This window comes from Aeromonas sp. s10 (assembly GCF_040907975.1).
In the GTDB taxonomy this organism is placed as follows: Bacteria; Pseudomonadota; Gammaproteobacteria; order Enterobacterales; family Aeromonadaceae; genus Aeromonas; species Aeromonas caviae.
In genome coordinates this window covers 29,429-49,780 of record NZ_JBFOCV010000052.1, presented here as the reverse complement: position 1 = coordinate 49,780, position 20,352 = coordinate 29,429, and the positions used below count along the sequence as shown (strand labels likewise).

General features: G+C 64.2%; 17 protein-coding genes. 14 read left to right on the top strand and 3 right to left on the bottom strand.

Annotation, left to right across the window (positions count from 1 at the left end):
- The first annotated feature begins 73 nt into the window (after positions 1–73).
- The 5 genes from AB5Y59_RS18475 to AB5Y59_RS18455 all read left to right on the top strand — a co-directional run bounded on the left by AB5Y59_RS18475 (position 74) and on the right by AB5Y59_RS18455 (position 4,360).
- Positions 74–559 carry a hypothetical protein gene (locus AB5Y59_RS18475; protein WP_368212494.1) on the top strand — a complete coding sequence of 162 codons (486 nt, stop codon included), beginning with the start codon at positions 74–76 and terminating at the stop codon, positions 557–559.
- Between the two features lie 187 nt (positions 560–746).
- The gene (locus AB5Y59_RS18470; protein WP_010673558.1) at positions 747–1,706 is read left to right on the top strand and encodes a hypothetical protein; all 960 of its coding nucleotides are present in this window, start codon (positions 747–749) and stop codon (positions 1,704–1,706) included.
- Between the two features lie 52 nt (positions 1,707–1,758).
- Positions 1,759–2,436, top strand: coding sequence for a C39 family peptidase (locus AB5Y59_RS18465; protein WP_039039335.1), 678 nt, complete (start codon positions 1,759–1,761; stop codon positions 2,434–2,436).
- Between the two features lie 7 nt (positions 2,437–2,443).
- Positions 2,444–3,103 carry a hypothetical protein gene (locus tag AB5Y59_RS18460; RefSeq protein WP_010673556.1) on the top strand — a complete coding sequence of 220 codons (660 nt, stop codon included), beginning with the start codon at positions 2,444–2,446 and terminating at the stop codon, positions 3,101–3,103.
- A gap of 63 nt (positions 3,104–3,166) precedes the next feature.
- Positions 3,167–4,360 carry a transporter gene (locus AB5Y59_RS18455; RefSeq protein WP_045523901.1) on the top strand — a complete coding sequence of 398 codons (1,194 nt, stop codon included), beginning with the start codon at positions 3,167–3,169 and terminating at the stop codon, positions 4,358–4,360.
- 90 nt (positions 4,361–4,450) lie between these two features.
- On the opposite strand, the gene AB5Y59_RS18450 is transcribed toward AB5Y59_RS18455, so the two are convergent.
- Positions 4,451–5,728, bottom strand: a complete 1,278-nt coding sequence (locus tag AB5Y59_RS18450; protein WP_368212493.1) for an NAD(P)/FAD-dependent oxidoreductase — start codon at positions 5,726–5,728, stop codon at positions 4,451–4,453.
- A gap of 49 nt (positions 5,729–5,777) precedes the next feature.
- Positions 5,778–6,386: an HTH-type transcriptional regulator PuuR gene (gene puuR / locus AB5Y59_RS18445; protein WP_029314011.1), complete on the bottom strand. Its 609-nt coding sequence runs from the start codon at positions 6,384–6,386 to the stop codon at positions 5,778–5,780.
- 309 nt (positions 6,387–6,695) lie between these two features.
- On the opposite strand from puuR, the gene AB5Y59_RS18440 reads away from it, so the two are divergent.
- From AB5Y59_RS18440 to AB5Y59_RS18420, 5 genes are all read left to right on the top strand, one after another.
- The gene (locus AB5Y59_RS18440; RefSeq protein WP_010673552.1) at positions 6,696–8,159 is read left to right on the top strand and encodes an NAD-dependent succinate-semialdehyde dehydrogenase; all 1,464 of its coding nucleotides are present in this window, start codon (positions 6,696–6,698) and stop codon (positions 8,157–8,159) included.
- 232 nt (positions 8,160–8,391) lie between these two features.
- On the top strand, positions 8,392–9,681 hold the full coding sequence (gabT, locus tag AB5Y59_RS18435) for a 4-aminobutyrate--2-oxoglutarate transaminase (RefSeq protein WP_042014742.1): 1,290 nt from the start codon (positions 8,392–8,394) through the stop codon (positions 9,679–9,681).
- Between the two features lie 233 nt (positions 9,682–9,914).
- Positions 9,915–10,052: a hypothetical protein gene (locus AB5Y59_RS18430; protein ID WP_164882979.1), complete on the top strand. Its 138-nt coding sequence runs from the start codon at positions 9,915–9,917 to the stop codon at positions 10,050–10,052.
- Positions 10,052–11,395 carry an APC family permease gene (locus AB5Y59_RS18425; RefSeq protein WP_368212492.1) on the top strand — a complete coding sequence of 448 codons (1,344 nt, stop codon included), beginning with the start codon at positions 10,052–10,054 and terminating at the stop codon, positions 11,393–11,395. Before AB5Y59_RS18430 ends, AB5Y59_RS18425 begins: the two co-directional genes overlap by 1 nt.
- Positions 11,396–11,865: 470 nt before the next feature.
- Positions 11,866–13,209, top strand: a complete 1,344-nt coding sequence (locus AB5Y59_RS18420; protein ID WP_041213316.1) for an APC family permease — start codon at positions 11,866–11,868, stop codon at positions 13,207–13,209.
- 75 nt (positions 13,210–13,284) lie between these two features.
- Here AB5Y59_RS18420 and AB5Y59_RS18415 read toward each other — a convergent pair whose 3' ends face one another.
- On the bottom strand, positions 13,285–13,677 hold the full coding sequence (locus AB5Y59_RS18415) for a hypothetical protein (RefSeq protein WP_368212491.1): 393 nt from the start codon (positions 13,675–13,677) through the stop codon (positions 13,285–13,287).
- Between the two features lie 251 nt (positions 13,678–13,928).
- On the opposite strand from AB5Y59_RS18415, the gene AB5Y59_RS18410 reads away from it, so the two are divergent.
- From AB5Y59_RS18410 to AB5Y59_RS18395, 4 genes are all read left to right on the top strand, one after another.
- A complete protein-coding gene (locus tag AB5Y59_RS18410) occupies positions 13,929–15,083 on the top strand; it encodes a Na/Pi symporter (RefSeq protein WP_042881131.1) in 1,155 nt (384 codons plus the stop codon).
- 137 nt (positions 15,084–15,220) lie between these two features.
- Positions 15,221–15,691, top strand: coding sequence for an FKBP-type peptidyl-prolyl cis-trans isomerase (locus AB5Y59_RS18405; protein ID WP_010673545.1), 471 nt, complete (start codon positions 15,221–15,223; stop codon positions 15,689–15,691).
- 298 nt (positions 15,692–15,989) lie between these two features.
- On the top strand, positions 15,990–16,757 hold the full coding sequence (locus AB5Y59_RS18400; protein WP_368212490.1) for a class III extradiol ring-cleavage dioxygenase: 768 nt from the start codon (positions 15,990–15,992) through the stop codon (positions 16,755–16,757).
- 143 nt (positions 16,758–16,900) lie between these two features.
- The gene (locus AB5Y59_RS18395; protein WP_368212489.1) at positions 16,901–20,122 is read left to right on the top strand and encodes a transporter substrate-binding domain-containing protein; all 3,222 of its coding nucleotides are present in this window, start codon (positions 16,901–16,903) and stop codon (positions 20,120–20,122) included.
- The last annotated feature ends 230 nt before the right edge of the window (positions 20,123–20,352 follow it).

The window sequence follows — 20,352 nt, the reverse complement described above, 5'->3', positions numbered from 1 at the left end:
GGCAGCATTTCCTTTTCTGGCATTTGCCCCCCCCTCAATGGCACAAAACCGGGTCGATCTCGGTGCTCAGGCATTGAGCAATATTCGTGGTTCCATGGGCGTCAATATGGTTGCCGGCAATAACAACCAACAAGGCAATCTTGCCGCCATCGCCATTTCGGGTCCGGCCGTCATTCAATTTGGTCAGCTGAATCAATCCACCACCAATCTGAACGGCAGCCAGAGCGTCGCCATCCTGGGCTCGGCCCTGAGCCAGAACCGGGGACTGGTCGGCATCAATCAGGGGGCGGGTGAGGGGAACCAGCAACTGAACGCCTTCGCCCTGTCCCTCGATGACAGCGGCCTGGGTATCGTGACCGACATCAATCTCAGCTCCAGCGTCGCGAAGACCCCAGGGGGAAAGCCCCCCGCCAACACCACTACCAGCATCTATCTGGATGACACCGCCCTCACGGGCAGCAAGGGGGTCATTCAGGTGAACCAGGTCACGGGACAGGGAAACCAGTCAGTCAACATGGTTTCCCTGCCCCTGGCTGGCGCAGTAACGGCATCCCCATGATGCCGCAGGGATAGGAAGCCAGGCCCGGGGGTATCAGCCGATGGGCATATCTTCCGCTGAAAGTTCAATGGAGAGACTCATTATGCGTGGACTTATTTATAGCTCATTAGCCGCCGCGGTCATCATGGCCATGTCGGGCACTGCATCCGCCGATTACCGCGGTGACAGAGATGAGACAGGGGCAACCTTGACCAAGAAGGTCAAGGCAGAAGTCGATGTGGAATACGAAGGCAGGGTCAATGTCGGCGGCTACATCAACGTCAACAAACTCGGCATGGCCGTCGTGGACAACCAGCAGTCCAGTTCCATGATAGGCACCGCCAATACAAGAACGGAGAACACGAGCAAGATCGACGGCTCGTTCAAGGGTGCATCCGGTAACATCGGCGCCAACGTCGCAGCCGGTGACTCCAACGTACAGGGCAACAGCGCTTCCCTGGCCGCCTATGACGAGGTCGATGCCGAGTTCATCATGGGTCGTGGTCAACAACAACATGGCGCCCCTGGCGGATCGTCGGATGCCGAGGTCTTCTCCACCCAGAGCGCCAGCAACAACTGGACGACCAATCACGGCCATCAGAACAAGGCCGGTGTGGGCGATGGGGCCTTCAAGGATGCCGCAGGCAACATCGGGGTCAACGTGACCTCGGGCTCGGGTAACGTCCAGGCCAACAACATGGCTGCCTCCGTGTCCACCGGCAACATGGCCGTGGCCACCGTGGCCAACAGCCAGAGCGTCTCCAAGAACATGACCGAAAACCAAAGCCTGAGCGCAACCAAGACGGTTGACAAGGCAGGTGTGTTCCTCGGTCTCAAGGCTTGGGGCGATTACGAGGGGGGCGGTACCGGTCATGATGTCAAGAAAGGACATGGCCACGACAATGACAACGACAGGTACGGCAACAACAACCCGAAAGATGATGGCAAGTTCGAGTTCAAGGAAGAGGGTGACATCAAGCTCAGTGGGTACGCCGTCGGGTATATTCCCGTGGTCAACACCTACACCAGCCGCGAAACCTTCAACCGGGCAACCATCGATGGCGGCGCCTTCAACGGTGCCGTGGGCAACATCGGGGTGAACGTCTCCTCGGGGACCAACAACCTGCAAGCGAACAATCTCTCGCTGGCCGCAGGGTTTGCCAAGTAAGTCGATGCGAGGGGGCCCAGTGCCCCCTTTTTCCCTGACACTGGAGGTCTGAATGCGCTGGCTGTTGCTGTTGCTGTGCTGTCCTGCCGTCTGGGCAGGCTCGGTGCCACTGGGGGAGCATCTCCCGGCGCTGGGGGATCTCAACAAACCGGTGCAGAGCATTCTGGAGCGTCGGTACGCCAACATCGAGCGCCAACATACGGATTTCAGCTGCGGGGCCGCCGCCGTCGCCACCATCTTGCGCTACGCCTACGGCCATGCAACCAATGAACGCTGGGTCATGGATGGCATGCTTGCCATGGCAGACCCGGAGCAGGTCAAGCACTACGGCTTCTCCATGCTCGACATGAAGCAGTACCTGCAAATGCTCGGCATGCGGGTCAGAGGGTATCGACTGGGCGATGAAAAACTGCGCCAGGTGAGGGTGCCCACCATCGTCCTGCTCAACATTCGCGGCTATCAGCACTTTGCCGTGCTGCGGGCCATCGATCGCCACGATCGCGTCTATCTGGCAGACCCGGCCCTCGGCAACCGGGTGATCACGTTCAAGGAGTTCAAGGAGAGCTGGAACGGCATCCTCCTCGCCGTCATCGGCGCGGGCTATCGTCCCGATGCCCCCCTTGCCAACCCCTCTCCCCCGCTCTCTGTCAGAGGCAAGGATGGGCTCTTCGCCCCGGTCAATGAAACATCCCTGCTGGAATTCGGTTTTCAGCACAAAGAGCTAATGTGAGGTCATCATGAATACCCGACCCGCCCTATGCCTCCTCTGCAGCCTGGGTGGCATCGCCTCTCCGCTGCTGGCAGCACCGGACCCGCTGGCCCATCTGTCAGACCACTTTGCGCCCGAACTGGCGGACGGGGAGCTGGCCCACCTGCGCGGCCGCTATGTCAGCAGCCATGGCATCAGCTACTTCGGCATCGAGTTCATCTCGTCACTGACCACGGCCCAGGCCCAGCAGACAGCGGCCATGAACCTGGCGCTGAGCATTGTGCAAAACAAACCCAAGCTGGATGTGCGCGTCAAGGATGAGGTCAAGCCCGCGGCCACGCCCGCCAAGGAGGCCCAGGTGCAGGGGGCCGGGCTGGTGCAGGTCGTTCAACTGGAAGGGAGCGGCAACAGCTCGGTCAACCAGACCGGTATTGAACTGACCACCCCCACCATGACGGGACACCTGGTTCAGGCGGGCAGCTACGAGCACCAGGGCGATCTTGGTACCGCCACTTATCGGGTCTCGGGGAATTATGCCGGCTTGCAACTACACTCTTCCGACGGCCGGGTCCTGCTGGAGCAGAGCCTGCGCGGTACCGACTTCAGCCGGGGGCTGCTGCAGTTCAACAAGGTCAGGGGGGACGGTTTGCAGACGCTCAATCAGACCCGCATCTGGTTTTCGCGCTGAGAGCAGGTGAGTTCCCGGGGCTGAACTATAAGAAAGGATGATAAACAACAAGGACGTATCCCGATGAAACAGTCTCGCATGCTGCTGATTGCCCTCGCCCCCTTCGCCTGCTGGGGGGCCACGGCCGAGGAGGAGGCCCTGCAACAACAGCTGGATCTCCTGCGCCAGCAACTGATCCAGCAAAACCAGGCCCTCCATCAGCTCCAGGCCCGCCTGGAGGCCGTCAAGGCCGCCGGTGCCACGACGGCAACCGCCGGAGCCGGGGCCGCCGTCGCCTCCACCCAGCAGGACGCCTCACGGCGCACGCCGGAAGTCGGCCGCAGTACCGAAGACCTGATGATCGAACAGCACAATGTGTTCGACCGCGCCCTGACCGTCGATGTGGGCCTCTCCTACCAGCACTACAACCGCAAGGATCTCGCCCTGCGCGGCTTCCTCGCCCTGGACGCCATCTTCCTTGGCGAAATCAACCTGGATCGGGTGCGCTCCGATCAGTGGACGGCGGATGTCATCACCCGCTACACCCTCAACGATCGCTGGCAACTGGAGCTGGCCCTCCCCTACATGTTCCGCAACACGAACTACCAGAGCACCGGCAAGGAGAACTCCAGCCGCGACTTCGAGGAGCAGAGCGTCAGCGATGGCGGTCTGGGGGATCTCAGCCTCGCCATCTACTACAGGGTCATGGCAGAGAGCGAGGATTGGCCGGATCTGGTGTGGAACTTCCGGGCCAAGGCGCCGACCGGCAAGGATCCTTACGGCATCGAGGTCAACACCTCGGAATCGGGCAACCTGGTGACCCCCAAGGAGCTCGCCACCGGCAACGGGCTCTGGCAGCTCTCCACCGGCTTCTCCCTGGTCAAGACCATGGATCCCGCCATCCTGTTTGCCAGCCTCAACTATGGCCACAGCCTCAAGCAGGACTTTGACGATATCTCCTACCAGCCCGGCAACCAGCCCGGCAGCATCCAGCTGGGGGACTGGTATGAATATGGCCTGGGGGTCGCATTCGCCCTCAACGAACGCTTCAGCCTCTCCTTCAACATCAACCAGCGCGTCACCATGGAGTCCGAGCAGGGGTCCGAAGGCTTTGCCATGGAGAAGGTCACCGGCTCCGATGCCAACGCCGCCAGCTTTGGCATGGGGTCGACCTGGGCCATCACCGACAACCTCTCCATGGCGGTCAACTGGTCTGCCGGGCTCACCACGGACGCACCGGACTACACCATCGGGATCCGCTTCCCCTACCGCTTCTAGCCCTGTCAGGTTGACGACAAAAAAACGAGGGAGGCATAACGCCTCCCTCTGCTTGTTGCCGCCAGCCTGCCTGGCGGGCCATCGGTGTCATCACACCCCCAGGCGATCGCGCAAGGTGTACCAGGCGGCGCCGGCGGCAGTGAAGGGGATGCGCAGCAGGCGGCCACCCGGGAAGGGGTAGTGCGGCAGCCTGGCGAACGCATCGAAGCGCTCCGCCTGACCGCTCAGCACCTCGGAGAGCAGCTTGCCCGCCAGATGGGTACAGGTGACGCCGTGACCGCTGTAGCCCTGCATGTAGTAGATGTTGTGACCGATGCGGCCAAACTGCGGCAGGCGCGACAGGGTGAGCAGGAAGTTGCCGGTCCAGGTGTACTCCACCTTGACGTCGGCCAGCTGCGGGAAAGTCTTGAGCATCTTGGGGATGATCAGCCGCTCGATGTCCGCCGGATCCCGCGCCCCGTAGACCACGCCGCCGCCATAGATGAGCCGGTGATCGCCGGAGGTACGGTAGTAGTCGAGCAGGTAGTTGCAATCCTCCAGACAGTAGTTCTGTGGCAAGAGTGAACGGGCCCGCTCCTCTCCCAGCACTTCGGTGGCGATCACCTGGGTGCCGCAAGGCATGCTCTTGCTGGCCAGTTCCGGCACCAGATTGCCGAGGTAGGCGTTGCCGGCCACCACGATAAAGCGTGCCTTCACCGCCCCTTTGGCGGTCTTGACCAACGCCGGCTGACCCGGAGTAATGCTGGTGACGGCGGACTGCTCGAAGATAAGCCCCCCCTGCATGCGGATGGCTTCCGCCTCCCCCAGCGCCAGGTTGAGGGGATGGATATGGCCGCCGCTCTTGTCCAGCAGGGCGCCGACGTAGCGATCGCTCGCGACCACCTCGCGCACCCCCTTGGCATCGAGCAGCTCCAGCTGCTCGTTGCCCCACTTCTCCCAGCGCGCCTTCTGCGCCTTGAGCTCGTGCAGCTGCTTCTCGGTCTCGGCGGCAAAGACGCCCCCCTCCTGCAGATCGCACTGGATGTTGTAGCGCTTGATCCGCTCGCGGATGATCTGGCCCCCCTCAAACAACATGGAGCCGAGCAGCCTGGCCTGATCCGGCGGGCAGTTCGCTTCGATGGTGTCGATGTCGCGGCTGTAGGAGTTGACGATCTGGCCGCCGTTGCGGCCGCTGGCGCCAAAGCCGATTCGCGCGGCCTCCAGCACCACCACCTTGTACCCCTTCTCCACCAGATGCAGCGCACTGGAGAGGCCGGTGTAGCCTGCGCCTATGACGCAGACGTCACACTCCAGCTGCTCGGTGAGCGTGGGATAGGGCGCGTGTTTGTTGGCACTGGCTGCGTAGTAACTCTTTACATGTTCGGTCATGATCCCTGTTTCCTTACCGGTTCGTTTCCAACACAACGGGTTGTTCACATTAAAAGCTGGCCGGGGTGTGGGCGCTGACGATGCGGCAGACCTGCCCCGAGGGATTGCTGAAACTGTGGGGCTCGCCGGTGTCGATGACATAGCTGTCCCCGGCGCACAGTTCATAGGTCTGGCCGGCCAGGGTCAGCAACACCGACCCTTCCAGCACGGTGCCCACCTCTTCCCCCTGATGCTTCACCACGCCGCCGGTGTCGGTGCCGGGGGCATAGGTCTCCAGCATGAAGCCGAGCTGGCGCCGATTGTTGCCGTTGTGCACCAGCTTCATGGAGACCCCCTGGCTGCCGAGCTCGATGAGCTGCTCCGCCTTGATCACCACGCTGGGCGTGCTCGCCACCTCCTCTTCGGCGAAGAAGCGCGACAACGGCAGCTCGTAGACGCTCAGCAGCTTTTGCAGGGAGGCCACCGAGGGGCTCACCTTGTTCTGCTCTATCATGCAGATGGCGCCGTGGGTCAGGCCACTCAGCTCCGCCACCCGGCGCTGGGAGAGCCCGAGCTCCCTGCGGATCCGGGCAAGCCGCTCCCCCATGTTTCTCTCGTGCTCCGCCAGGGGGTTGTCCGTCATGGTCCGCCACCGGACCTCGCCACGGGATTGCTCCATCGCCCACCTCCTTCCATGGTCATTCGAATACCTGGGGCCGACTGGTCAATATAGTGAGTCAGGCACGTCAGCCCCGTTCACTATCCTGCACAACCCAGAGCGTTCATTATTTTGCACACCCTGCGCAATGAAAACCGCTACAATCGCGCTCACAGCCCCATTTCTAGCATGTGACGCCCAGTTCACTCAAATATATTTAACACTTGAAAAACATTTCGGCTCATTTTATGGTCGTTACGTGCTTATTATTCTATACGGCGGTGCCCACATAAACGCGCCACCCAGACCCACTATCGAGGCCCCTTACTTATGTCAGCATCACAACCTGCTCTCTCCCTGATCAAATCCCTGGCCTATGTCGACGGCCGCTGGTGCGAGTCCCTGGGCGGGCGCCGGTTCGAGGTCCTGAACCCGGCCACCGGCCAGGTCATCACCCAGGTGCCCGACATGGACGGGGAGGATACCCGCCTCGCCATCGCGGCCGCCCACGCGGCGCAACCCGCCTGGGCGGCCCTCACCGCCAAGGAGCGCAGCAGCAAACTCTACGCCTGGTTCGAGCGCATCATGGCCAACCAGGAGGAGCTCGCCCGTATCATGACCTGCGAGCAGGGCAAGCCGCTGGCGGAAGCCAAAGGAGAGGTGGCCTACGGCGCCAGCTTCATCCAGTGGTTCGCGGAAGAGGGCAAGCGTGCCTATGGCCGCACCATCCCCGGCTTCTCCGCCGATCGGCGCCTGGCCACCATCAAGCAGCCGGTGGGGGTCGTGGCCGCCATCACCCCCTGGAACTTCCCCATCGCCATGATCACCCGCAAGGCGGGTCCGGCGCTGGCCGCCGGTTGTACCATCGTCATCAAGCCCGCCGCCGAAACGCCCCTCTGCGCCCTGGCGCTGGCGGTACTGGCGGAGCAGGCGGGCATTCCCGCCGGGGTCATCAACATCGTCACCTCCCATCAGGCGAGCGCGGTGGGCAACGAGCTGTGCAGCAACCCCGTGGTGCGCAAGCTCTCCTTCACCGGCTCCACCCGCATCGGCAAACTGCTGATGCGCCAGTGCGCCGACACCATGAAGCGCCTCTCCCTGGAGCTTGGCGGCAACGCCCCCTTCATCGTCTTTGACGACGCCGACCTCGACGCCGCCGTGGCCGGGGCCCTGGCGTCCAAATACCGCAACGCCGGCCAGACCTGCGTCTGCGCCAACCGCATCCTGGTGCAGGCCAGCGTCTATGACGCCTTCGCCGAGAAGCTCGCCGCCGCGGTCAAGGCCTTCAAGGTGGGGGACGGCATGGGCGAGGGCGTCCAGATCGGGCCCCTCATCAACCCGGCCGCCGCCAGCAAGGTGGCCGAGCTGGTGCAGCAATCGGTCGCCGCCGGAGCCCGGGTGCTGGTGGGGGGCGACGCCCACCCCGCCGGTCCCCTCTTCTATCACCCCACCATCCTGACCGGGGTCACCCGGGGCAACCCCATTCTGGACGAGGAGATCTTCGGGCCCGTCGCTCCTCTGGTGCGCTTCGAGACGGAAGCCGAGGCCATTGCGCTTGCCAACGACACCCCCTATGGCCTGGCCGCCTACTTCTATGGCCGCGACATCGCCCGGGTGTGGCGGGTGGCCGAGGGGCTCGAATACGGCATGGTGGGGATCAACGAGGGGATCATCTCCACCGAACTGGCCCCCTTTGGCGGGATCAAGGAGTCGGGACTGGGCCGGGAAGGGGCGGCCGAAGGGCTGGAGGAGTACCTGGAGACCAAATACCTCTGCTTTGGCGGCATTCGCTGAGGGAAATGAAAGGGCAATCGCATCGTTAAAACAGATGCGTTATGACACAGCCCATCGCTTTTACAGATAGAAAGAGGGGGTCGCCGGTCACGACCGAGCGCCTTGTGGGCCCTGAGGGCAAGCCCGGGGCCCCCTTTTGCGAACAGGCCGCCCTGCCCGAAGGCAGTTGGCGGCACACATATGGCCAGATGGCACAGGAACAGCGGGGGCCCATGCCCCTCAGGGAGGAAAGATGAGTCATTCAAGCAACAACCAGCAGTGGCAGGCCCGCCGCGAAGCGGCCGTGGTCCAGGGGGTCGGCACCCTGCTGCCGGTCTTCATCGACCGGGCGCACAACGCCGAGCTGTGGGACGTGGAGGGCAACCGCTACATCGACTTTGCCTCCGGCATCGCCGTGCTCAACACCGGCCACAACCACCCCAAGGTGGTGGCGGCGGTGCGCGAGCAGCTCGAGAAGTTCAGCCACACCTGCTTCCAGGTCACCCCCTACTCCGGCTATATCGAGCTGGCGGAAAAATTGAATGCCCTGGTGCCCGGCCCCACCCCCAAGCGCACCCTCTTCCTCTCCACCGGCGCCGAGGCGGTGGAGAACGCCATCAAGATCGCCCGCGCCCACACCGGTCGCAGCGGCACCATCGCCTTCAAGGGGGGCTTCCACGGCCGCACCATGATGGGCATGGCCCTCACCGGCAAGGTGGTGCCCTACAAGACCGGCTTCGGCCCCTTCCCGGGGGAGGTCTATCACCTCCCCTTCCCCGCCGACTACCTGGGAGTGAGTGAAGACGATGCCCTGGCCGCGCTGGATCTCTGCTTCAGCGCCGACATCGAACCCACCCGGGTGGCCGCCATCATCATCGAGCCGGTGCAGGGGGAAGGGGGCTTCTACCCCGCCTCCGCCAGCTTCATGCAGCGCCTGCGCCAGGTGTGCGACCAGCACGGCATCCTGCTCATCTGCGACGAGATCCAGACCGGTTTCTGTCGCACCGGCAAAACCTTCGCCACCGAATACAGCGGTGTCGAACCCGACATCATGACGCTGGCCAAGAGCCTGGCCGGCGGCTTCCCGCTCTCTGCCGTGGTGGGCAAAAGCGAGGTGATGAACGCCGCCAAGCCCGGTGGCCTGGGGGGCACCTATGCGGGCTCCCCCATCGCCTGCGCCGCCGCCCTGGCGGTGCTGGAGGTGATCGAGGAGGAGCGTCTGAACCAGAAGGCCCTGGCCCAGGGGGAGCAGATCAAGGCACGCCTGCACCAGCTGGCGACACGATTTGACTGCATCGGCAACATCCGAGGCCCCGGCGCCATGGTGGCCATGGAGCTGGTGAAGGAGGGGGATGCCGCCAGACCGGACCCGGATCTCACCAAGCGGCTGGTGGCCGAGGCGGGCAAGCGGGGGCTGGTGCTGCTGGCCTGCGGCGTGCGTGGCAACGTGATCCGTTTCCTCGCCCCTCTGACCGCCCCGGCGGCCATCGTCGACGAGGGACTCGACCTGCTGGAGCAGGCCCTGTCCGCCTCCCTGGCCTGATCCGGAAGACCGCGTTCGCCCACGTGCAAAAAAATGCGTTTTTGCTCCCTTGATATGCTTGTCAAGGGGGCATCACGAATGCACAATGCGCCGCCGTATTCAAGGACCGTCCGCTCATCGGAGCCCGGTTCTTTTTTTGCGCCAAACAAATCCATAACGAGGCCGGAACAGACCGGAAATGATAACGAGGTGGCACGCCATCTCACGACACCCGCTTCTTAGTGAGGAACTCCATGGGGCATATCATCGCTTTCCTGCCGGCCCGCGCCGGTCTGCGCCATCCGTCCGCATCCCGGACTGGCGCCCCCACCGTGCAGGATGACCTCACCGTCAGCCTGATCCCGTCAGCCAGCCTGCGGGGGATCGCCTGATGCACCCGCACCCCGCCGGTCTGAAAAAAAGCCTGAAACTCTGGCACGTGGTCATCATGGGGCTGGCCTATCTCACCCCCATGGCGGTGTTCGACACCTTCGGCATCGTCACCGAGATCACCGAAGGCCATGTGCCGACCGCCTACCTGCTCGCCCTCATCGGTATGCTGTTCACCGCCATGAGCTACGGCCACCTGGTGCGCAAGTTCCCCTCGGCAGGCTCCGCCTACACCTATGCCCAGAAGGTGTTCCACCCCTATGTGGGTTTCATGGTGGGCTGGGTCTCCCTGCTCGACTACATGTTCATGCCCATGATCAACATGCTGCTGGCCAAGATCTACATGGAGGCCCTCTTCCCCGGCGTGGCCCCCTGGACCTACATCCTGGCCCTGGCCGCCGTCATGACCTTCCTGAACCTGCGGGGCATCAAGCTGGTGGCGAACTTCAACAGCCTGATCGTCATCATGCAGTTCAGCATCATCGCCGTCTTCATCGGCCTCATCGCCTGGGGCGTGAGCCACGGCGAGGGGCTCGGCACGGTGGCGAGCAGCCGCCCCTTCTTCTCCGAGCAGATGCACATCAATCCCCTGCTGACCGGCGCCTCCATCCTCTGCCTGTCGTTCCTCGGGTTTGACGCCATCACCACCCTGTCGGAGGAGACCCCGAACGCGGATCGGGTGATCCCCCGGGCCATCGTGCTCACCGCCCTCATCGGCGGCGTGCTCTTCATCTCGGTCTCCTACTTCCTGCAGCTCTTCTTCCCGGACATCTCCCGCTTCCAGCAGCCGGATGCGGTGCTGCCGGAGATCGCCTTCTATGTGGGCGGCAAGCTGTTCCAGGCGGTGGTGCTGGTCTGCACCACGGTAGCGGTGCTCGCCTCGGGGCTCGCCTCCCACGCCGGGGTGTCGCGCCTGCTCTACGTGATGGGCCGGGATCGCGCCCTGCCGAGCCGCGTCTTCGGCTACATCCACCCCACCTGGCAGACCCCGGCTCTCAACGTGCTGCTGGTGGGCATGCTGGCCCTCTCGGCGGTGGCCTTCGATCTGGAGATGGCGCTGGCGCTCATCAACTTCGGCGCCCTGGTGGCCTTCACCTTCGTCAACCTGGCGGTGATTGCCCACTTCTATCTCAGGCTGGGTCACAACAAGACCCTGAAGGATCACCTGCTGTTCCTCGCCCTGCCCCTGTGCGGCGCCGCCTGCATCGGGGTGCTCTGGCTCAACCTGGAGCCCGCCTCCTTCGAGCTGGGGCTGATCTGGGCCGCCCTCGGCGCCATCTACCTGCTGCTGCGCCTCACCGTGTTCCGGGTCCGCCTCGGCCGCCCCGAGCAGGACGCCTCCTGAGCAAAACCGGCGCCCCCAGGGCGCCGGTTTCGCATGGTGGCAAAGCAGGACCCCGTCTGATGACAAGGTTGTCATCGACTTTCCGGCAGCGGTGGCGAAGTGATCGCTCACGGGGGGAACAAATTCCCCGCTGGCGGCCTTTTTCGCTTGTCTCCTACCCCCCCTGAGGGCACAATACGGCGCCCCTTGAGAGCCGATGTTTCAACAACATCGGTTCTTTGCTTTTCTGGGGCACACCACCATTCACCAAGAGGCCGGCCATGTGCCGGAATTGATACCCAGATTGCCAAGCAATCTCCCGACGTTGTGAGGAAAAACATGGGGCATTTCACTGCTTTCCTGCCGGTCCCCGCCGGCGTGCGCCACGCATCTGTGCCACAGATGGGCGCCCCCTGTGTCCAGCGACGCGTTCCCGCGTCCCTGATCCCGTCCCATCTCGCCCACGGGGCCTGTGCAGAGGAGAAAGCGTGATGGCCGGTGCCAAGCTGCTCAAGACCCTCACCCTGTTCCAGGTCGTGGTGATGGGTCTGGCTTACCTCACGCCCATGGCGGTATTCGATACCTTCGCCATCGTCGGTGACATCACGGATGGTCGCGTGGCCACCGCCTACCTGCTGGCGCTCGGCGGCATCCTGCTGACCGCGTTCAGCTACGGCCACCTGGTGCGCCGATTCCCGTCCGCAGGCTCCGCCTACACCTATGCCCAGAAGGTGTTCCACCCCTATGTGGGCTTCATGGTGGGCTGGTCTTCCCTGCTGGACTACATGTTCATGCCGATGATCAACATCCTGCTGGCCAAGATCTACCTGACCGCCATGTTCCCCACCGTGGAGCCCTGGATCTTCATCTTCGGTCTGGTGACCGTGATGACCTTCCTGAACCTGCGCGGCATCAAGCTGGTGGCGAACCTCAACGGCTTCATCGTCTTCATCCAGATCGCCATCATCGTCACCTTCCTCGGCCTCATCGCCTGGGGCCTGAGTCACGGTGAAGGGGCCGGCACCCTGATGAGCAGCCGTCCGTTCCATGTGGAGTCTGCCAGCATGCTGCCGCTGTTCACCGGCGCCACCATCCTCTGCTTCTCGTTCCTGGGCTTCGACGGCCTGAGCTCTCTCTCCGAAGAGACCCCGAATGCCGGCAAGGTGATCCCCCGTGCCATCGTGCTGACGGCCCTCATCGGCGGCATCATCTTCGTCACCGTCTCCTACAGCCTGCAGCTCTTCTTCCCGGATCTGGCCCGCTTCAAGGAGCCGGACGCCGTGCTGCCGGAGATCGCCCTCTACGTGGGTGGCACCCTGTTCCAGAGCGTGGTGCTGGTGTGCACCACCGCGGCCGTGCTCGCCTCCGGCATGGCGGCCCACGCCGGCGTGTCGCGCATCCTCTACGTGATGGGGCGCGATCGCATGATCCCGGAGCGGGTGTTCGGCTATATCCACCCCACCTGGCGCACCCCGGCCATCAACGTGCTGCTGGTGGGGGCCCTGGCCCTCTCCGCGGTCTCCTTCGATCTGGACATGGCCCTGGCCCTGGTGAACTTCGGCGCCCTGGTGGCCTTCACCTTCGTCAACCTCTCGGTGATCGGCCAGTTCTGGGTGCGCGAGCAGCGCAACAAGAGCCTCAAGGAGCACCTGCTGTTCCTGGTGCTGCCGCTGCTGGGGGCCGCCACCATCGGCGCCCTCTGGATCAACCTGGAGCAGAGCTCCCTGGAGCTTGGCCTCATCTGGGCGGGGATCGGGGTCACCTACCTCTTCCTGCGCCTCGCCGTGTTCCGCATCCCCTTCCGTCAGTACGAGGAAGCGGCCGACGGCCAGTAAGGCGGCACACACGCCCAAACAGAAGGGGAGCCCATGGCTCCCCTTCTTGCATTCAGACGTCCGGTGCGCGGACCCTCACCCCTGATTGAGCACGGCCGTGGCGGCCGCCTTGACCGGATCCCTGGTCACGGCGTTGACATCCTTGCGGGTCTGGTTGACCTTGTCCTGCGCCTGCTTCACACCGGCACTCTGCTTGTTCAGGGCCGCATTGGTGTGCTGCCTAGTCTCTTTCAGTCCCGCCGTCTTCTTGTCCAGCACGTCCGTGGTGTGTTTCTTCACCTCGGCATTGGCCTTCTCCTTCTGCTTGCGCACCAGCTTGTCGGCATCGCAGTTGCCCTTGACCCCCAGGGTGACGTTCATCGCCTCGTTCCTGACCGCCTTGTCGAGGTTGCACTCGGACTTGAACACGCTGGCCTGCGCACCGGCAGACAGCAGACCCAGGGAGAGGCACAAAACCCATGCACGCATCATCACTTCCTCAGTTTCAAGACAGGAAAGTCCGGCAGCATATAACCCTGGGATCCCAGTGCAAGGGCGGGGGCCGGTGATGAGCCGGATGGCGTCATATCGGCGTTTGCTCCGACACCTTTTGTCTGCGACGCCCCCTGCCGCCCTGTCACCAAAGCATCATAAAAGTGTCACGTTGTCATATTTCTGTCATGGAGCCTTGTTGTAATGCGCCCGTCCATTTTCAACGCAGAACGACCCCAAGAGGCCATATGCACAGCACCGCATCTTCCGCACCCCAGCAGATCCGTCGTCCCGGCCCCCTGTTCAACTGGCTCGCGGTGATCACGCTGATCTACCTGATCCTGGTCGCCGTTGGCGCCGTCTCCCACGGCTTCAAGGGCTTCTCCGGCGGCGCCGAGGGCGCGGCCCAGATCTTCGCCTTTGCCAACAACCCCTTCGTCGCGCTGCTGCTCGGCATCCTGGCCACCGCCCTGGTGCAATCCTCCAGCACCGTCACCTCGGTGATCGTCGGCCTGGTGGCAGGGGGCCTGCCCATGGCCATGGCCATCCCCATGGTGATGGGGGCCAACCTCGGCACCACCATCACCAACACCATCGTCTCCCTGGGGCACATCCGGGACAGAGGCGAGTTCCGCCGCGCCTTCGCCGCCGCCACCGTGCACGACTTCTTCAACCTGCTGGCGGTCTTCATCTTCCTGCCCCTGGAGCTGATGTTCGGTCTGCTGCAAAAGAGTGCGGAAGGGATTGCCAGCCTGCTGCTGGGCTCCGCCGACATGTCGATGAAGGGGATGGATTTCATGAAGCCCCTCATCTCCCCGTCCCTGGATCTCATCGACGGTGCCGTCGCCTTCCTGCCGGGCAAGGGGGGCGCCATCGCCACCATTCTCATCGGGATTCTGCTCATCCTGTTCTGCGTCACCGCCCTTGGCAAGGTGCTGCAACAGGTCATGGTGGGCCGTGCCAAGGAGCTGCTGCACAAGGCCCTGGGCCGTGGCCCGCTCACCGGCATCGCCTCCGGCACCCTGGTCACCGTGATGGTGCAGTCCTCCTCCACCACCACCAGCCTGATGATCCCCCTGGCGGGAGGCGGCGTGTTCAGCACCCGCCAGCTCTACCCCTTCACCCTGGGGGCCAACATCGGCACCACCATCACCGCCCTGCTGGCCGCCACCGCCATCAGCGGTGCCGGTGCCCAGCTGGCCCTGACCATCGCCCTGGTCCACGTGCTGTTCAACCTCTTCGCCGTGGTGCTCATCTACGGGGTGCCCTTCCTGCGGGAGCTGCCCATCAAGGCCGCCGAAGCCCTGGCCCGGGTCGGCAGCGAGAACAAGCTGCTGGCGCTGGGTTACGTGGCCGGGCTTTTCTTCGCCCTGCCCGCCCTGATGATGGTGGCCGTCAAGTAAATCCGAACCGGGGGCATCATGCCCCCGGTGCCTTGCCCGTCCGGTCACATCCTCCAGCATCCCCCCTCGCCCTCCCTCCCCGGCTGGGATAAGATGCCCCTTCATTGCACTCTGATTTCAAGGAACAGGAAAACCCGATGAAATTCATTCTGATAGCCCTGCTGATCGCCGGCGCCGCCTACTACTTCTACTCCAGCAGCAACAACCGGAAGCTGGCGGAAGAGAACGTGCGCAAGGGGGCCGAGTTCCTCGCCAGCAACCAGGAAAAACCCCTGGTGACCACCACCGCCTCCGGCCTGCAGTACGAAGTGCTGACCCCGGGCACCGGCACCGTTCACCCCACCGCCACCAGCAAGGTGAAGGTGCACTACGAGGGCAAGCTGCTGGACGGCACCGTGTTCGACAGCTCCGTCGCCCGTGGCGAACCCATCGAGTTCGGCCTCAACCAGGTGATCAAGGGTTGGACCGAAGGGGTGCAACTGATGGTGGAAGGGGAGAAGACCCGCTTCTACATCCCCGCCAACCTGGCCTATGGCGATCGCGCCGCCGGCAAGATCCCGCCGGGCTCAGTCCTCATCTTCGACGTGGAGCTGCTGGGCATTCAATAAACCCGCTAGGGGCCTGCGTTGAGCTTGGAGGTGGCGCTGCGGGGCATCCCGTCAGAGGACACGTCCGACGGACCCTGATCACAACGCCGGCGCACTGCGCCGGCGTTGTCGTTTCTGCCCCGGTCTCCCTCGCCCTGATGCCAGACTATCAACCAAAAGTGAAGAGTGCTTATCCATAAAGCCTGATTGTTAACCCATTAATAGGGGCAGATAATGACCACATCGTCAGCGGCATGTCGCCCTGGCCTCGGGTTGTCGGTGCGCCGCGCGCATCGGCACAACGCATATGGAGTCTGTCATGTCTATCGCCCCTGTCTGGTTCATCTCCCACGGCGCCCCGGATCTGGTCCTGCGCGATCAGCCCGCGACCCGGTTCCTGAAGCAACTGCACCTCGAGGGTGCCAGAGGGCTGGTGGTGATCTCGGCCCACTGGTTCAGCCGAAGCGAGCTGCAGATCAACGTCGAGCCCAGCCCGGCCCTGATGTACGACTTCTACGGCTTCCCCGAGCCCCTCTACCAGATCCGCTGGCCCGCGACGAGCCCGCAATGGTTGCAGGAAGCGGTGAGCGATCAGCTGCTGCTGGCCGGCCTGCCCGCCACCCCGGTGCGCCGCGAGCTCGATCACGGGGTCTGGTCCCCCCTCTCCCTGATGGATCCGGACAGTGAACTCCCCCTGGTGCAGATCGCCATCCCGGCCAGCTTCACCCCGGCCCAGCTGTGGCAACTGGGGGAGGCATTGCAGGGGCTGCGCGAGCAAGGGATCGGCATCCTCGCCTCCGGCGCCATCACCCACAACCTGCGTGCCCTCGGGCCGGACGGCTCGCCGGTTCCCCAGTGGGCGAGCCAGTTTGCCCGCTGGCTGGAGCAGACCATGGCAGAGGGAGACAGGGGGGCGCTGGAAGAGTACCGGGCCCGGGCGCCGGGCGCGGTGGAATCCCATCCCCACGACGATCACCTGCGCCCCCTGTTTGTGGCGCTCGGCGCGGCGGGGGCCGACAGACCCCGAAAGCTGCACGACAGCTGGGATTACGGCAGCCTCTACATGGGGGCCTACCAGTTCGGTTGAGGGCGGGGCGGCCAGGCCGCCCTGCTTGACGTGCTCTCGCCGACGCGCGTGGAGAAATAGCGGACTCGTTATAGCCATTTTCCGGTAGAATGGCCGCCATTGGATGAGGCTTGGCAGGGATGGCTGTCGCGTCGGGTGGCTAGATGAACCTATATCGAACACTGATCCTGCTCTGTCTGCTCTGCCTTCAACCTGTGCAGGCCCTGACCCTGCACAGCCGCTACGATCCCGCCCCGCTGCCTCCCCGCTGGTCGGAGGCGGAGCTCGGATGGCTGCGCCAGCAGTCCCAACTGCGGGTCGGCATCCTGCAAGAGGACTACCGCCCCTTCACCATGATCGCTCGCCAGCGCGTCGAGGGGCTCAGTGCCGACTACATCGACCTGCTGGCCCGGATGCTGGACAAACCCGTTGCCCTGAGCGCCTTCCCCGACAAGGCGCACCTGCTCCGTGCCCTGGCACGGGGGGAGATACACCTCGCCAGCCTCGGCAATCTCACCCTGGCGGACAGTGACACCCGGGCGATCCGCCTGAGCAACCCCTATTTCAGCAGCCCCCTCGTCTTCTCCGTGCCCAGACGTTATCGGGGGGCACTGCTCACACCGGGACAGCGGGTGGCCGCCGTCCGGGATCAGATAGACAGGGCGCGCTTTGGCCGCTACTACCCCACTCTCACCCTGGTGACCTATCCCTCCAACATGGAGGCGTTCGATGCAGTCTTCTTCGGCCGCGACGACATCCTGCTGGGGGATGCCCACGCCACCCACTACCTCAACAGCGAGCGCTTCGACAACCTTCGCCAGCGGGGCGAGGCCCCGCCCGATCTGGCGCCTGCCGAGTTCCGCTTTGCCGTCCCGGCCACCGAGCCCGCCCTGCTCAGCCTGGTCAACCGGGGGCTGGCGGCCATCGACGACCGGGCGCGCAACACCCTCTTCACCCAGTGGAACGGGCCCATCCGCGACATGAGCGAGCGAAGCGCCGATCTCTATGATGCCGCCGAGCGGGCCTGGATGCGGCAAGCACCCCCCATCAGGGTGTGGCTGATGGACAACCTCTACCCCTATGGCGCCCTGGATCATGACGGCCAGCTGGTCGGCATGACGGTGGACATGCTGGACAAGATCCGCACACGCACCGGCCTCACCTTCGAGTTCGTGCGGGCAGACTCCGAGCGCCAGCTGGCAAAAGCCATGCAGTCAGGCGCCATCGACCTCATCGGCGCCATCTCCCAGCAGGTGGCCGAACACTACGGGCTGCGCACCTCGGTGCCCTACGCCACCGACAACATCTATGTGATCCTCACCCGCCAGGAGGAACAAGGGATCGACACCCTCCGGAGTCTGGCGGGCAAGACGGTGGCGATGACGCACCATGTGCCCCTCGCACAGAGACTGGAGGGCAGCCGCATCACCCAGGTGGAGAGTGCCGCAGAAGCGATGGAGGTGCTCGCCCAGGGACGGGTGGATGCCGCCATCGTGCCCCTCTATTTTGCCCGCCATGCGCTGGACAATGATCCCCAGAGCCCCCTGCGCATCGCCGGCCCCGCCGATGACGAGCCGATCCGGATGGGGTTTGCCAGCCTGCCCGGACAGGGGATGCTGATGGGGATCCTCGACAAGACCATCCTCGCCATCCCCCCCAACGAGCTCGCCATGATGAGTTACGAGTGGCGCAACCGCAAACTGCCGGTGCCCGGCTTCATGGATCGCCACGCCCACATCGTCTACCTGGTGTTCGTGGGGCTCCTCACCCTGGCGCTGGTGCTGCTCTATCGCAACCGCATGTTCAAGCGGATGGCCAGCGCCGAGCAGGCGTCCCGCCAGCAACTGGAGGCCCATGTCAGGTTCATCCGGGCGCTGGGGGAGAGCCTGCCCCACCCCATCGTCGTGCGGGACAAGAGCGGCAAGGTGCTGCTGTGCAACAGCAAATACCTGACCCAGCTCGGCGCCGAGCCAAAGGCCATCCTGGGTCAGCCCTTCGCCCAGGGGCTGTCAGGGGTGCTCGATGCAGGCAGCATCGCCGTGCTGGAGCAGGACTTTGCCAGGGTATTGCAGGAGGGGCAGCCCATCTTTGCGGATCGCCTCTTCCATCACAGGGGGACCCAGAGCGACATCTATCACTGGATGGTGCCCTATTTCGACGGGGAGGGGGCCATCAGCGGGGTGATCGACGGCTGGATAGACATCACGGACCGCAAGCGGCTGGAAGAGGCGCTGCGCGAGGCCAAACAGCAGGCCGACAGCGCCAGCCGAGCCAAGAGCGACTTCCTCGCCACCATGAGCCACGAGATCCGCACCCCCATGAACGCCATCCTCGGCATGCTGGAGCTGGCCACCGAGGATCCCGCTCTCAGCCGTCACAGCGGCGAGCTGCTGCGCATCGCCGCCGACTCCGCCAACGGCCTGCTGGATCTGCTGGGGGACAGCCTGGATATCGCCTCCATAGAGGCGGGCCAGATGACCCTGACTCCCACCCCCTGCGATCTCGCCCCCCTGCTCTCGTCCGTCACCCGGGTCTTTGCGGGCATGGCCGAGCAGAAGGGGCTGATCTATGAGGTCAGGCTGCCCGACACCCCCATGCCAAGGGTGCTGATCGATCCCCTTCGCCTGCGCCAGATCCTCTTCACTCTCATCGGCAACGCCATCAAGTTCACCGAGCAGGGCCGGGTCGCCATCACCGCCACCCTGACCGGGGGCGAGCAGCCTCCTGTGCTGCACCTCACCATCACCGACACCGGAGCCGGCATTCCCGCGGACAAGCTGCCCCGGCTCTTCACCCCCTTCTATCGCGCCCACGGCCAGGGCCAGTTCCCCGGCAGCGGGCTGGGCCTCAACATCGCCCGCATCCTGTGCCAGATGATGGGGGGGGAGATAGCCGTTCACAGCCAGGTCGGCGAAGGTACCCGGCTCGAGATAAGGCTGCCCCTCACGCTCGCCCAGCAACCCCCCGCCCCAATCACGGCAATGCCGGCGCCCCAGCCCCACCAGGCTCAACCCCTCCCCCATCGGCTGCATATCCTGGTGGTCGATGACAATCACGCCAACCAGATCCTGCTGCGCCAGCAGCTCAAGCACCTGGGACACGACGTCAGTGTGCGCAGCAATGGCCTGGAGGCCCTGCGCGCCCTCGCCAGCCACCCCTTCGATCTGGTCATCACCGACTGCCAGATGCCGGTGATGGACGGCTTCGAGCTGACCCGCAGCCTGCGTGCCCTTGGCCATGGCCTGCCCGTCTGGGGCTTCACCGCCCATGCCCAGCCTCGCGAGCGGGAGCTTTGCCTCGCCGCCGGCATGAACGACTGCCTGTTCAAGCCCATCGGCCTCGCCCGTCTGCGCGCGGCGCTGGCCACCCTTGGGCCTGCGCCCTGAGTACCGCCAGCCCTTCCTCCCGTCATGTCGCACGGGCGCGGCTGAGAATGCGGCTGAGAGTGCGACTGAGAGTGCGGCATAAAGGGTCGCCCACAGAAACAAGAGACAACGTGGACCAGCCATGGATACAAGGCCGGTGGCGGTTCGAGACCCATAAAAAAACCGACACCAGGGTGTCGGTTTTTTTATATCGGGAGGTGCGCCCTGCCTGTCACGCCAGTCTGGCGCCG

Coding starts and splice junctions, on each gene's coding strand:
- AB5Y59_RS18415 (WP_368212491.1), bottom strand. CDS start 13,677: ATGCGTGCATGGGTTTTGTGCCTCTCCCTGGGTCTGCTGTCTGCCGGT.
- AB5Y59_RS18430 (WP_164882979.1), top strand. CDS start 9,915: ATGGGGCATATCATCGCTTTCCTGCCGGCCCGCGCCGGTCTGCGCCAT.
- AB5Y59_RS18400 (WP_368212490.1), top strand. CDS start 15,990: ATGTCTATCGCCCCTGTCTGGTTCATCTCCCACGGCGCCCCGGATCTG.
- AB5Y59_RS18405 (WP_010673545.1), top strand. CDS start 15,221: ATGAAATTCATTCTGATAGCCCTGCTGATCGCCGGCGCCGCCTACTAC.
- AB5Y59_RS18410 (WP_042881131.1), top strand. CDS start 13,929: ATGCACAGCACCGCATCTTCCGCACCCCAGCAGATCCGTCGTCCCGGC.
- gabT (WP_042014742.1), top strand. CDS start 8,392: ATGAGTCATTCAAGCAACAACCAGCAGTGGCAGGCCCGCCGCGAAGCG.
- AB5Y59_RS18450 (WP_368212493.1), bottom strand. CDS start 5,728: ATGACCGAACATGTAAAGAGTTACTACGCAGCCAGTGCCAACAAACAC.
- AB5Y59_RS18465 (WP_039039335.1), top strand. CDS start 1,759: ATGCGCTGGCTGTTGCTGTTGCTGTGCTGTCCTGCCGTCTGGGCAGGC.
- AB5Y59_RS18460 (WP_010673556.1), top strand. CDS start 2,444: ATGAATACCCGACCCGCCCTATGCCTCCTCTGCAGCCTGGGTGGCATC.
- AB5Y59_RS18455 (WP_045523901.1), top strand. CDS start 3,167: ATGAAACAGTCTCGCATGCTGCTGATTGCCCTCGCCCCCTTCGCCTGC.
- AB5Y59_RS18420 (WP_041213316.1), top strand. CDS start 11,866: ATGGCCGGTGCCAAGCTGCTCAAGACCCTCACCCTGTTCCAGGTCGTG.
- AB5Y59_RS18395 (WP_368212489.1), top strand. CDS start 16,901: ATGAACCTATATCGAACACTGATCCTGCTCTGTCTGCTCTGCCTTCAA.
- AB5Y59_RS18425 (WP_368212492.1), top strand. CDS start 10,052: ATGCACCCGCACCCCGCCGGTCTGAAAAAAAGCCTGAAACTCTGGCAC.
- AB5Y59_RS18440 (WP_010673552.1), top strand. CDS start 6,696: ATGTCAGCATCACAACCTGCTCTCTCCCTGATCAAATCCCTGGCCTAT.
- puuR (WP_029314011.1), bottom strand. CDS start 6,386: ATGGAGCAATCCCGTGGCGAGGTCCGGTGGCGGACCATGACGGACAAC.